The following is a 13,466-nucleotide window of genomic DNA, read 5'->3' as shown; positions in this document are numbered from 1 at the left end:
GACATCCCGTGCCTCGATTCACGGAGTACGAACAAAGGCATCTCGACTCTCTCGATCAGCTCGAAAATTCCCCTGGCGTGCAGGTGTTTCATTCGAACAGCGGACCTTTCGAGGAATCGGTGGGCGATGCACCCGCGACGTTCGCGAAAATTTTCACGTGGGAAGGCGTGCACCTCGACCCAGAACTCCAGCGATGTTTTCTGAGATTCGATAAGATCGAAGTTCACTGGGCCATACAGAACCCCGATTTTCACATGTTCGGGCGGTTCTCCCTGCACCATCTCGCCGCCGCGATTCTCACCACCGGAGCGGAGGTGGAGGATGAATACCTCACGGAGGAGGAGCTTCGAATCGCCTCCGAGCTGAGAATTTTCGACAATCCTGATTCCAGTGACGATGGTGAATTTGCGGCACTGCGCATTCCCTTCGGTGTGACGTCGCCCGAGGTGTGGTACCACAACCCGTCCTTCGGACTTTTTGAGATGGATCTGGACTACTGCGGTTACCTCGATGCACTCCTGGTGACGAAAGGGGTGTACGGCTGGCAGTTCCTCTTCGCCGACGTCAATCTTCGGGAGCCGCTTTTCACTGGAGTCGTACAAAGTCTCAAAAGAGCATTCAAAGTATTCCCGAGGGTTTTCCCGGATCATGATTACGGCCCCCTTGAAAAAAGAATGACGGAGCGCTTCAGGTAACACCGGCATGTGGCGACCGAATCAGATCTCGCTCACCTCAGGGAGGCCCACCCGTGACTCGCTACGCAGACATCCCCAAGCCCATCCGCTCCGGCATAGTCGTCGTCGACCCCGAACGCGGAACCCCTCAGCGCATCATCGTTCTCCAGTTCAACCCGGACACGCTGGAACGCAGCCTCGCACCCCAATCGGCCGGCGGTAGTGGGGACTCCGGCGGAGGGGGCAGCGGGTCCGGGGACCGAAACGAGGCCCTACGGCTCAAGGGCCCCGCCCAGGAGACCTGGAAGTTCACCGCCGAGATCGATGCCACCGATCAGTTCGAGGTGGCCGCCCCCGACGGGATCCACCCCGAGCTGGCCACCCTCGAAATGCTCGTGCACCCGACCACGGCCCAGCTGCGCGAGGCCAGTCGCCTCTCCAAGAAGGGGACCATCGAGATCAGCCCGATCGAGATGCCGCTCACCCTCTTCACCTGGGGCAGCAAGCGCGTCATGCCCGTGCGGCTCACCGAACTGTCCATCAACGAGTCCGCGTTCGACGTGAACCTGAATCCGATCCGGGCGAGCCTCAGCATCGGCATGAAGGTGCTCAGCGTCAGTGATCTGCCCGCCGGGCACCGCGGGGCCGATCTGTACATGGCGCATCTCGCACAGAAGGAGCAGCTCGCCAGGGCCGCGCGCAGTGGTGGGCTCGCCTCGCTCGGGCTGGCCGGGGGCAACACCGTCATGGGGAGGGGCTGAAGGACATGGCCGAGATCGAACCGTACGAGAACGCGCTGGACGCCGTACCCGGCGCCCACCCCTACCCCCGCTCCAGCCGCTACCACGACGCCGAGATCGGCGTGCACCGGATGGCCGACGGGACCGAAGTGCGGTACGCCAAGCGCCGGTTACTGCCACCGCTGGACGCAACAGCACAGGAGAGCGCCCCGCACACCGTCAGCAACGGCGACCGGCCGGACCTGCTGGCGCAGCGGTACTTCGGGGACCCCGGGCAGTGGTGGCAGATCGCCGACGCCAATCCGGTGCTCGACCCGCAGGAGCTGACCGACGAGGCGGGCCGCACCATCGCCGTCCCGCATGCCGGGGGCTTCCCCGGGCCGGGGGCGCGTTATGTCTGACCAGCCCGTGGGGGCCGGCCCCATCCACATCACCCTGCAGACGGGGCCGCGGCTGACCCGGCCCGTGCCGCCCGAGGTCGTGGAGGCGCTGCTGTCCGCCCAGATCACCGCGACCGCGGGCGAACGCAGCGGGTTCCAGATCGCGTTCGACCTCACCAAGCAGGGTGCACTGTCACGGCGGCTGTTACCCGAGGGGTTCTTCGACCCGAAGACCCGGGTGATTCTCTCCGTGAGTGTCAAGGGAACGCCCCAGGTGCTGCTCGACGGGCTCATCGTGCGGCAGGAGGTCGGTGCGAGCAATCAGCCGGGGCACTCCACCCTCACGGTGACCGGTGAGGATCTCACCCTCCTCATGGACCTGGAGGAGCGCACCGACCGGTACCCGAACCTCCGGCCCTCCGGACGTGTCGCCCGCATCCTCGCCAAGTACGCCGACTACGGCATCGAGCCCCGCGTATTCCAGGAACAGATCGAACAGCCGCCACGTGAGCAGCTGAGGGTCGACTACCAGTCCGGCACCGACCTGAGTTACGTGAACGAGCTGGCCCGGGCCAACGGGTACACCTTCTTTCTCGAACCGGGCCCCCGCCCCGGTCACTCCACCGCCGTCTGGGGGCCGGAGGCCAGGCTCGGGCAGCGGCAGCACGCGCTCAACGTGAACATGGACGTCAACTCGACCGTGGACCAGCTGACGTTCGCGTACGACGGGACCGCCCGCGAGGAGCCGCAGGCCCGGGTGCAGGACCCCGCCACCCGCGACAGCCGGCTGCTGCCGCAGCCCGACATCGGGCCGCTGCGCCCGCCGTTGGGCCGCCGTGCCACGCCCGCGCTCAAGCGCCGCACGCTGTCCGGCACGGCGAAGAAGGAGTCGGCGCAGGCGCAGGCGGAGCTGCTGGCGCGGGCCGCTCTGTCCGCCGATGCCATCTCGGGGTCCGGGTCCCTGGACGTGAACCGGCACGGGTACATCCTGCGGCCGCGCGAGCTGGTCGGGGTCCGTGGCGCGGGGGTGACCTACGACGGCGACTACTTCGTCAAGTCCGTCACCCACAACATCAGGCCCGGCTCGTACCAGCAGAACTTCACGCTCTCGCGCGAGGGCCTCATCGCCCGCAGCGGCACCGTACGACCGTAACGGCCGCGACAGCGGAAGCGGAAAAGGACCAGGAGAACTTCGCATGGCTGCAGGACCGAACAACCGCCTTCTCGGCAAGTTCCGGGGGCGGGTGGTGGGCAATGACGACCCGCTGAAGATCGGGCGGGTCACGGTCAAGGTGCCGGACGTCCTGGGTGACGAGACGTCCACCTGGGCCATGCCCTGCCTGCCGTTCACGGGCCCGCAGTCGGGGCAGTACGTGGTCCCGGCCGAGGGGGCCGGGGTGTGGGTGGAGTTCGAGCAGGGCGATGTCAGTTTTCCTATCTGGACGGGCTGTTGGTACGGCGACGTGTCCGAGCTGCCGCCCGACGCACTCACCGGCGGTCCTGCCCACCAGAACGTGGTGATCCAGACCTCCGACCGGCACAAGTTCGTCATGGGCGACGTGCCGGACGGCGGCAACGGCATCCGCCTCCAGGCCGCGACCGGGGCGTACATCCAGGTCGACGAGAAGGGCGTGACCATCGCCAACGGCCTGGGCGCCTCGATCGTGCTGGCCGGCGGGGAGGTCGACATCAACGACGGCCGGTTGATCGTGGCCAAGAAGCAGTAACAGACAACGGGGAGAGAACTCTTGTCCACCAGCTCAGGGACCATCGTCAGCGCCGCCGCGACACTCCACTGCCCGCACGGCGGCCGGGCCTCCGCCACCTCCACGCACACGGCCGTGCGCCTTGACGGGCTGCCCGTGCACACCGCCTCCGACACCTTCGTGGTGACCGGGTGCCCGCACACCGTCGACGGGGTGCCGCATCCGTGCACCACCGTCCGGTGGAGCCCGCAGCCCGGCGGCGTGCTCATCGACGGTGCGCCCGTCCTGCTGCACACGAGTGCGGCGCGCTGCTTCAGCGCGGCACTCGTGCAGCAGGGGCAACCGGTCGTCGACGCGGCCCAGCAGGGGGCGACATGCCGGTGAGGACCGTACGCAGCGACCTCGCGTTCCCGTTCCGCAGCGACCGGCGCGGGCGGACCGCTCACGCGCAGCACGACGAGCATGTGCGGGATCTGGTCGAGCAGTTGCTGTTCACCAGCCCCGGCGAACGGCTGATGCGGCCCGACTTCGGCTGCGGGCTGCTGGACCTGGTGTTCACGCCGAACAGCCCCGAACTGGCTTCGGCCCTCGAGCTGTCGGTGCAGGCCTCGCTGCAGCGCTGGCTGGGCGAGCTGATCGATGTGGAGTCCCTGGACGTGGTGAGCGAGGAGAACGTGGTCCGGGTGTATCTGTGCTACGTGGTGCGCTCCACCGGGAGTCGGCGCGACGAGGTGTTCGAAGGGAGTGGGCCCGCATGAGCAGCATGGGCAAGGAGTCGGTCTGCCGGACGGACGGCAGGCGGGGCAAGGTGCGCGCGGCGCGGCTCGACGGCGTGGACGCGGTGGAGGCCGGGGACGACGGGCTGACTCTGACGGTCACCTTCCTCGGCAAGGCGCCGCACGGCCTGTGCCCGGAGAACATCCGGATCGACGGCGGACGCCGGATCACGGGTATCGAGGCGGTCGAGGTGACCGTGGAGCGGGAGGAGGACCCGGAGCTGGACGACCGGCTGCTCGTGACGGTCGACCGCACCGGGGACACCTCGCGCTACCTGCTGTCGGTGGTGGACACCGATCCGTACGGGCGCCCGGGTACGGAGCCCTTCCCCGGCTTCGACCAGCGCTACTTCCGGGCGGAGTTCGAGTTCCGGCCGGACTGCCCCACGCCCTTCGACTGCGCCGACGATCCGGCTGCCCATGACCCCGGCCCCCGGACCGAGGCGCCCGTCATCGACTACACGGCGCGTGACTACGACTCCGTACGCCGCCTCGTCCTGGACCGCCTCGCGCTGACCACGCCCGGCTGGGTCGAGCGCAACCCCGCCGACCTCGGCATCACTCTCGTGGAGCTGCTGGCACACACCGCCGACCGGATCAGCTACCACCAGGACGCGGTGGCCACCGAGGCGTATCTGGACACCGCCCGCAGGCGGGTGTCGGTACGCCGGCACGTGCGGCTGATCGACTATCCGATGCACGACGGATGCAATGCGCGGGCCCTGGTCACCGTCGAGGTGACGAAGCGGCTGACGCTGCTGCCGGGTACGTTCCGCTTCGCCTCGGTCGACGTCCGCACACTGGGGCCGCGCGACCGGCCCGAGATCGGCACCGTCGTCGAGGACCGCGATCTGGCCGTGCTGGCCGAGCGCGGCTCGGTGGAGGTGTTCGAGCCGGTGGTGGCCGCCGAGCCGGCCGAGCTGCGTCCCGCGCACAACACCATCCGCTTCTGGACCTGGGGCGACGAGGTGTGCGCCCTGCCGAAGGGTGCGGTGTCGGCGACGCTTCGGGACGAATGGACGGACAAGAAATGCACGGTGCGGGTGCTGGATCTGGCGCCCGGCGATCTGCTGCTGTTCGAGGAGGTACGCGGGGCGCGTTCGGGTACGCCGGGCGACGCGGACCCCGCGCACCGGCAGGCCGTACGGCTCACCTCGGTCACCCCGGGCCTGGACAAGCTGACCGACCAGCCGGTGCTGGAGATCACCTGGGCCCGCCAGGACGCGCTCGCCTTCCCCGTGTGCCTGTCGACGCGCGGTGCTCCGGACTGTGAACCGGTGGCGGACGTGAGCGTCGCGCGGGGGAACGTGGTGCTCGTCGATCACGGCAGGTCGCTGACGTTCGGCGGGGCTCTGCCGGAGACGGTGGCCGTGCCCCCGGAGCCCGCGGTGCTCGGGTCCTGCGAGCCGTCCGGCTTCGGGTGCGGGGACTTCGATGCGGGCAACGCGACGGCCAGGCTCCTCGGCGAACGACTGGAACAGACGCGGAGCGGACGGCTGCTCACCGCCGAGCAGGTCAGGGAGCTGTCCGAGAGGGTCGGCGACGATCAGGTGACGCGCGCCGGACTCGGGCTGGAGCTCGCGGGCCGGCGCCGCGAGAAGGTCGTTCCGGGTACGGCGTACGAGCAGGCCGAGGCGCTGGCGACGCTGCTCGCGCAGGTTGTCTACCCGGGCATCCGGCCCCGGTTCCGGCCGGTCCTCCAGCGCTCGCCCGTTGTCCAGGCGGCCCCGTTCCCGCTACCGGAACACGTCTCGGCCGGGCAGGCCGACCGCCTGGCCGCCGTGCCCGGGCGGGTGCGGGAGCGGCTGGTGGAGCTGTGGCGCAGCGCCCGTGACCGCGACGGGCTGGCGGAGGCGGAGATCGACGAGCTGACCGTGGTCTTCGGTCTGCGGGCGCTGGAGCACCTGGAGCTGCACCGCCACCCGGTACGGGCGCTGCGCGAGCTGCTGCACCGCAGCGAGCGGCTGCTGGCGCCGAAGCTGCGCAGGCTCGACGTGCTGACGGCCCGGGCCCGGGCGGGTGCGGTGCTCGACGCGGGCATCGCCTGGGAGATCGCGCACAGTTGGGGCCCCGGCTACGCGGCCGGGCTGCATCCCGACGAGCCGGTGCTGCGCGGGCCGGCAGCCGCCCTGGTCCAGGATCCGCGGGCCGCGCTGCCCGCGGTGACGGGCGTGGACGGCGACGAGGTGTGGACCGCACGGCGGGATCTGCTCGCAAGCGGACACCGGGACCGGCACGTCGTCGGTGAGCTGGAGGACGACGGGCGGATCGCGTTGCGGTTCGGCGACGGGCGGCACGCTGCCCGGCCGAGGCCCGGCGCCCGGCTGGAACTGCACTACCGGCTCGGCGGCGGCACGGCGGGCAACGTCGGTGCGGAGGCCGTCAACCATCTGGTGCTGCGCCGCGACCCGGACGCCGAGGACACCGGGGAGGCGCCGCCGGTCGCCGGGGTACGCAACCCGCTGCCCGCCGTCGGGGGCGCGGAACCCGAACCACTCGATCAGGTGCGGCAGTTGGCGCCGCTCGACCTGAAGCGCACCACGCAGCGTGCGGTGACCGCCGAGGACTACGCGGCACTGGCCTCCGGACTGCCGGGCGTGCAGCGGGCGGCGGCGGAGATCCGCTGGACGGGCAGTGTGCAGGAGGCCCATGTAGCCGTCGACGCGCTGGGGGCCGGGGAACCGGAGCCCGAGCTGCTCGACTCGGTCGCGTACGCGCTGGAGAGCTACCGGCGGATCGGACACGACCTGGTGGTCGGCCCGGCGAACGGCGTAGCGCTGGACATCGCGCTGTCGGTGTGTGCGGCACCCGGCCATCAGCACGGGCAGATCCTGGCCGAGCTGTACCGGCTGCTGGGCAGCGGGCGGCTGCACGACGGACGGCTCGGCTTCTTCCATCCCGATGCCCTGGTGTTCGGCGAACCGGTGCGGCTCAGCCGGCTGGTCGCCGCCGCGGCCGCGGTGCAGGGGGTGGAGCGCGTGACGGTGACCCGGCTGCGCCGGCTCTTCGACGACGCGGGCGTGGACGACGGGGACGACACAGCTCTGGAGGCAGGCGTGCTGCGGATCGGCCCGCTGGAGATCGCACGCTGCGACAACGACCCGGACCGCCCCGACAACGGGCGGCTGACCATCGAACTCGCCGGAGGTACCCGATGAGCGGCGCGGGCAACTGCGGCTGCGGCTGTGGTGGACACGACGAGACCCGGGCCCCCGGGGCCCTGTACAACCCGCCGGGGCGCACGGCTCTCGACTACCGGGTCGGGGACCACGGCTCGTTCCTGGCGGCCATGGTGGACCGGCTCGCCTCCCCGGCCCATCCGGCGCTGCGGGGGCTGACGGTCCGTACTCCGGACGATCCGGCGATCGGGCTTCTGGACTCCTGGGCCGTCGTCGGTGACCTGCTCACCTTCCACTCCGAGCGGATCGTGGACGAGGCGTATCTGCGCACCGCGAACGAGTACCGTTCGCTGGCGCTTCTCGGCCGCCTCGTGGGGCACCGGCCGAGGCCGGGTATCGCGGCCTACACGCATCTCGCCTACACCCTGGACAGGGACCCGCGCGGCGTGGATGTGGAGGTGGTCATTCCACGCGGGGCACGCAGCAACAGTGTTCCGTTCACCTCCGAGGAGGAGTCGCAGGTCTTCGAGACGGACACCGGCCTCGTGGCCCGCGCGGCGTGGAACGAGCCGGCGGTGCGCAAGCGCAGGCCCTCGCTGCTGACCGAGCAGGATCTGACCCGGCGCTCCGAGATCCAGGTGTCGGGCACCACGACCGGTCTGCGGACCGGGGACCGGCTGCTGTTCGTCTTCAAGGGGCAGGGCAGCGGCGGTATTCCGGGGCAGCGACTGCTCCGTACCGTCGCCCGGCTCCGCGTCGACCGTGAGGACGAGGTGACGGGGATCGGGCTCCAGCAGTCCGCCCCGCCGACCCTGGGCGAGTTGCTGGCCCTGCTGCGCGAGTGGATCACCGAGGACGAGCGGGCGGTCGAGGACGGCGAACCCACGCCCGACAACCCCAATCCGCGGCCGGTCAGCAGGTTCATCGCCGACTTCGACGCCCAGGTGCTCGCCCCGCTGCGGGCCGATCTGGACACAGTCACCTCGCCCGCCCGTCTCGCGGCAAGGCTGGCGGAGCCGCACGAACGGCTGGCCGAGGCGCAGGCCGTCGCCCGTGGGCACGCCGACGTCATCGCCTGGTTCGAGCAGTTGGAGGCAGTCGTCGGCGAAGTAATCGCACAGGCAGCCGACTTGGAGCCGTCCCGGCCGCCCGCCGAGGCGCTGCGGGCTGCCGCGCCGGCCGGTTCCGCGGCGCTGCAGGCGCTCGGCGCGGTGCTTCCCGCACTGCGCAGCGAGGTCGTACGCCCCGGTTCCCGCAACGGGTCCGGGTCCCTCGCGGCGGACGCCGGTGCGGACCGGCTGTCGGCTCCGGGCGCCGATCTGGGGGCGCGGCTGCTGGCGGCGCTCGACCCGCGGGTGGCCGACGGGATGTATCCGGCATGGCGGCAGTCCGCCCCCACCGCGACGCCGCTCCTGCACGAGGTGCAGGCGATGCGGGTGACGGCGGCGCCGTTCGGCGCGATGGCCCCGCTGCAACCGGTGCAGGACGACCGGGGACGGGTGATCAGGCAGGCCGACTGGCCGCTGACCGGCTCGGCGCTGACGACGATGCGGGTGGTGTTCGACACGGCGGGCAAGGTCCCGGTGCGTGCCGAGTTCCAGCACACCGAGACGGGTTCGTCCGTCCAGCACTCGGAGAATCTGCCGTCGGAGGCCACGTTCGATCTCGGGCCGGGCAGGGTCGCGGTCATGACCCGGACGGCTCAGGACCACGATCTGAGCTGGCTGAACAGGCGGCCCGCCGACTCGCAGGAGCCCGGTGTCACCGCCCAGTTGCTCGATGGTCTGCCCGGGCGGACGCTGTTCGTGTCCCGGCCGGCGGACGACGGCCGGGTCCATGTCGCCGTGCACAACGGTGAGCCGCAGAGCTGGCGTCTGGCGCCCGGTGATCACCAGCAGATCCGTCACGAGGGCTACGAGCTGACTGTGCGGTACACGGTCGGCAGCGAACCGGCGAACGTGGTGATCGGCATCGCCACGGTGCCGGAGCCCGCGAACCGGCAGGTGATCGCTCTCGATTCGGTGCACGACTCGATCACGGCAGGCAGCTGGGTCGCGATCGAGCGCCCCCGCAAGGGCGCCGAGGGACCGGACGGCATTCCGGGCGACGCGGCGCTCAGGTTCGTCACCACCAGGGTCACCTCCCTGCGCACCGCCGTGTACACCGACTTCGGCATCACCGGCCGCGGTACGGAGCTGACTCTGGCCGACCCCTGGCTGGACGAGCACGATGTGCTGCTCTCCACGATCCGTGACGCGACCGTGCACGCGGGCGGGCAGGCGCTGCACCTCGCCGACGAACCGCTCGGCGAGGACGTGCACGGCAACGAGCTGGAACTCGCCGAGCTGTACGACGGGTTGCAGCCGGGACGGCAGCTGATCGTGTCCGGGGAACGCACGGACGTCCCCGCCGCACAGGCCACCGAGCTGGTGACGATCGCGGGTGTCGAGCAGGAGCTCGATCCGCTGCTGCCCGGTGACCACGTGCACACGAAGCTGACCCTGACGACGGACCTGGTCCACCGCTACCGGCGGGCCACCGTACGCGTACGGGGCAACGTCGTGGCGGCCACCCACGGCGAGAGCAGGGAGGAGCCGATCGGCAACGGGGACGCGGACCTGACCAACCAGACGTTCGCGCTCTGGCAGGCACCGCTGACCTGGCTGCCCGCCGACAACCCACTGGGCGCGACCCCGGCCCTCGAGGTACGGGTGGACGGGCTGCTGTGGCACGGGGTGGACAGCCTCGCCGGGCGCGGCCCGCGCGAGCGGGTCTACGTCTGCGGCGAGGCGGGCGGCCGCACAACGGTGACCTTCGGCGACGGGGTGCACGGCGCCCGGCTGCCCACCGGCCACGAGAACGTACGGGCCCGCTACCGCTTCGGCACCGGCCGGGCCGCCAACGTCCGGGCCGAACGCATCACCCAGGCGGTCACCCGTCCGCTGGGCGTCACCGGGGTCACCAATCCGCAGCCGGCGACGGGCGGCGCGGACGCGGACGGCCCCGGCCAGACCCGGTCCGCGATTCCGCTCGCCGTGTCCGCTCTCGACCGGCTCGTCTCTCTCGCGGACTACGAGGACTTCGCCCGCTCCCGGGCCGGGATCGGCCGGGCGGTGGCCCGCGAGATCTTCGACGGCAGGCGGCGGATGCTGCATGTGACGGTCGCCGGCGTCCAGGACCTCCCCGTCGCCGAGGACTCCGATGTGCTCACCGCACTGCGCTCCTCGCTCGCCCGCTACGGCGACTCCCGGCTGCCCGTACGGGTGCAGGTGCGCGAACTGATGCTGCTGCTCCTCGCGGCCAAGGTGAAGGTGGCCCGCGACCACAGCTGGCAGATCGTCGAACCAAGGGTGCGCCACGCCCTGCTGACCCGCTTCGGCAGCTCCCGGCGCGAGCTCGGCAGCCCTGCACATCTGTCGGACGTGCTGGCGACGGCCCACTCCGTGCCCGGCGTCGACCATGTGGATGTGGACGTCTTCGGCGGAGTGCCGGCCTCCCTCACCCCCGACGGTCTGCCCGGTCTCGCGGACGCGCTCGCCGAGCCGCGGGCGACGGTCCCGGCGCGGCTCGCCGCGTACGACGAGGACGTGCACCGGGTGACCGATGCGCAGGGCGAGACACTCACCTCGATCGCCGCCCGGTATGGCATCGCGCTCGGCGAACTGCTGCGCCTCAACCCGGACATCACCGACACCAGGCCGCTGGACAAGGGCCGTGCGGTGTTCGTCTTCCGCGGGATCCGGCCCGCCCAGCTCGCCCTGCTGTCACCGGATGTCCCGGACACGTTGATTCTCACGGAGGTCACCGCATGAACACCCAGGAAGGGAGCGTCGCATGAGCAGGGAACCGGACGGGCTCGCGGAGCTGCTCCCGCAATGGCACCGGCTGCGGGACGCGGAGGGCGGGGAGCCGCTGCGGGCACTGCTCGCGGTGATCGCCGAGCAGGTCGACCGGGTACGCGACGGAGTCGACCAGAGCTACGAGGACCTGTTCGTGGAGACGGCCGCGCCCTGGGTGCTGCCGTACCTCGGAGACCTCGTGGGCTACCGGCCGCTGCCCGGGTACGAGCGGGTCCGGTCGGCGGGGCTCGGCGACGCGGACGGCAAGGACGCCCGCTCCCGGCTCGCCGAGGCGCTCGCACCGCGCCGCGATGTCGCGGCCACGATCGCCAACCGCCGCCGCAAGGGCACCCTCGCGCTGCTGGAGGAGCTGGCCCAGGAGGTCGCCGGATGGCCGTCCAGGGCAGTGGAGTTCTCCCGGCTGGTCTCCCACCACCAGCCGGTCAGGCTGTACGGGACGGGGGCGGCGGCCACCGACGTACGCAGACTGGGGCGCGGCAGGCTGGTCGACGTACGCGAGGGTGCGCAACTCGACCTGGCAGGCGGACCGTTCGACACGGCGGCCCGGTCCGTGGACGTACGCAGGGCCGGTTCGCTGCGGCGCCGGGGCGGATATTCACCCGCCGGGGTCGGGCTGTTCGTGTGGCGGCTGAAGCCGTACCGGGTGAGCCGGGCACCGGCGTACTGCATCGACCGCGCACGCAGCCTGTACACGTTCTCGATCCTGGGCAACGACAGCGGGCTGGTGACGCGCCCCGTGCCGGAACCGTCGGCCACGCACATCGCGACCGTCGACAACGTGCCCGCGTCCATCAGCAGGCGACAGCTCGCGGACCGGCTCGCCGACTACTACGGGCCGGGCAAGAGCTTCACGGTCTGGCGTGACGGTCAGGACGAGCCGGTGCCGATGTCGGACATCGTCGTGGCGGACCTGTCGGGCTGGCGCTACCGCCCCAAGCTCGGTCAGGTGGCCGTCGACCCGGTGCTGGGCCGGATCGCCTTCGGGTCCCGTTCGGCGCCCCGGCAGGGGGTCTGGGTCACCTACCACTACGCCTTCGGCGACGACACCGGCGGCGGCGAGTACGCGCGCGAGCGGGTCACCTCACCCGCCGCCCGGATCTACCGGGTGGGCCCCGGCCGGGCGCACCAGCGGATCATGGACGCGTACGAGCAGTGGCGCACCGACCGGCGGGCGGGGCACTGCGGTGCCGAGGGCATCATCGAGATCACGCACAGTGGCGCGTACCAGGAGCAGCTCGACTTCGATCTGGGCCGAGGCGACCGGCTGGAGCTGCGTGCGGCCGAGGGCTGCCGCCCGGTCATCCGGCTGCTCGACTGGTACAGCAACCGCCCCGACGCGCTCAACATCAGGGCGCAGGAAGGCGGACAGGGGGCCGGGCCGGCGGATCACGAGGGCGATGCTCCCCGGATCGTGCTGGACGGTCTGCTGATCACCGGGCGCGGGCTCCATGTCAGCGGACCCGTCGGCTCGGTCGCACTGCGGCACTGCACCCTGGTGCCCGGCTGGTCGCTGGAGGCGGACTGCGATCCGCACTCGCCCGAGGAGCCCAGCCTGGTCCTGGACCGGACCACCGCCTGCGTGTCCATCGAGCGCAGCATCCTCGGCACCATCGAGGTGATCGGCGAGGAGGTGAGCCACGACCCACTGCCCATCCATATCCGCGACAGCATCCTGGACGCCACCGGACACGACCGGCCGGCGCTCTCCGCCCCGGACTGCCGTCACGCGCACGCCGTGCTGCACGCGCACCGCACCACCGTCATCGGCGAGGTCCACACCCACGCTGTGCAGATCGCCGAGAACAGCATCTTCACCGGGCAGCTGCGGGTGGCCCGGCGCGGCATCGGCTGCCTGCGGTTCTCGTACGTGCCGCCCGGCTCCCGTACTCCGCGCCGCCACCGCTGCCAACCGGACCTCGTGGGCTCCGGCCGTGCGGAACAGGTACGTCCCCTGCTGAGCAGTGAGCAGTACGGCACCCCCGCGTACGGGCGGCTCGCCGACGGCGGACCGTGGCAGATCCGGCGGGGCGCCGACGACGGCTCCGAGATGGGGGTCTTCCACCACCTGTACGAACCGCAGCGCGAGGACAGCCTGCAAGCCCGGCTCGCCGAGTACACCCCTGCCGGTACGGACGCCGGGATCTTCCCCGTCACCTGACACGGCCGCCCGACCCGATTCTCTTTCGACCGACGGACTTCTGACGGACTTCC

10 protein-coding genes are annotated in these 13,466 nt (G+C 71.2%); all 10 read left to right on the top strand.

Going from position 1 to position 13,466, the window contains the following annotated elements; genetic code table 11:
* The first annotated feature begins 8 nt into the window (after positions 1 to 8).
* From ACFWBQ_RS07670 to ACFWBQ_RS07625, 10 genes are read left to right on the top strand one after another with little or no spacing between them, the layout of a single operon-like run.
* The gene (locus ACFWBQ_RS07670) at positions 9 to 695 is read left to right on the top strand and encodes a hypothetical protein (RefSeq protein WP_385485208.1); all 687 of its coding nucleotides are present in this window, start codon (positions 9 to 11) and stop codon (positions 693 to 695) included.
* A 53-nt stretch (positions 696 to 748) separates the two neighbouring features.
* Positions 749 to 1,435: a hypothetical protein gene (locus tag ACFWBQ_RS07665; RefSeq protein WP_329206299.1), complete on the top strand. Its 687-nt coding sequence runs from the start codon at positions 749 to 751 to the stop codon at positions 1,433 to 1,435.
* Positions 1,436 to 1,440: 5 nt separating this feature from the next.
* The gene (locus ACFWBQ_RS07660; RefSeq protein ID WP_385485206.1) at positions 1,441 to 1,815 is read left to right on the top strand and encodes a hypothetical protein; all 375 of its coding nucleotides are present in this window, start codon (positions 1,441 to 1,443) and stop codon (positions 1,813 to 1,815) included.
* Positions 1,808 to 2,947 carry a hypothetical protein gene (locus ACFWBQ_RS07655; protein ID WP_385485204.1) on the top strand — a complete coding sequence of 380 codons (1,140 nt, stop codon included), beginning with the start codon at positions 1,808 to 1,810 and terminating at the stop codon, positions 2,945 to 2,947. Before ACFWBQ_RS07660 ends, ACFWBQ_RS07655 begins: the two co-directional genes overlap by 8 nt.
* A gap of 43 nt (positions 2,948 to 2,990) precedes the next feature.
* Entirely contained in the window at positions 2,991 to 3,521 is a 531-nt protein-coding gene (locus ACFWBQ_RS07650) for a phage baseplate assembly protein V (protein ID WP_385485202.1), read from the top strand.
* Positions 3,522 to 3,542: 21 nt separating this feature from the next.
* Positions 3,543 to 3,884, top strand: coding sequence for a hypothetical protein (locus tag ACFWBQ_RS07645; protein ID WP_385485201.1), 342 nt, complete (start codon positions 3,543 to 3,545; stop codon positions 3,882 to 3,884).
* Positions 3,875 to 4,258 carry a GPW/gp25 family protein gene (locus tag ACFWBQ_RS07640; protein ID WP_385485200.1) on the top strand — a complete coding sequence of 128 codons (384 nt, stop codon included), beginning with the start codon at positions 3,875 to 3,877 and terminating at the stop codon, positions 4,256 to 4,258. Before ACFWBQ_RS07645 ends, ACFWBQ_RS07640 begins: the two co-directional genes overlap by 10 nt.
* Positions 4,255 to 7,434, top strand: a complete 3,180-nt coding sequence (locus ACFWBQ_RS07635; RefSeq protein ID WP_385485198.1) for a putative baseplate assembly protein — start codon at positions 4,255 to 4,257, stop codon at positions 7,432 to 7,434. The genes ACFWBQ_RS07640 and ACFWBQ_RS07635 overlap by 4 nt, the downstream gene beginning before the upstream one ends.
* On the top strand, positions 7,431 to 11,207 hold the full coding sequence (locus ACFWBQ_RS07630) for a putative baseplate assembly protein (protein WP_385485196.1): 3,777 nt from the start codon (positions 7,431 to 7,433) through the stop codon (positions 11,205 to 11,207). The genes ACFWBQ_RS07635 and ACFWBQ_RS07630 overlap by 4 nt, the downstream gene beginning before the upstream one ends.
* 22 nt (positions 11,208 to 11,229) lie before the next feature.
* On the top strand, positions 11,230 to 13,413 hold the full coding sequence (locus ACFWBQ_RS07625; RefSeq protein WP_385485194.1) for a hypothetical protein: 2,184 nt from the start codon (positions 11,230 to 11,232) through the stop codon (positions 13,411 to 13,413).
* Positions 13,414 to 13,466 lie beyond the last annotated feature (53 nt).

It is taken from the genome of Streptomyces sp. NPDC060035 (genome assembly GCF_042736635.1).
GTDB lineage: Bacteria > Actinomycetota > Actinomycetes > Streptomycetales > Streptomycetaceae > Streptomyces.
The sequence above is the reverse complement of the archived record's forward strand: the minus strand, read 5'-3'. Positions and strand labels throughout refer to the sequence as shown.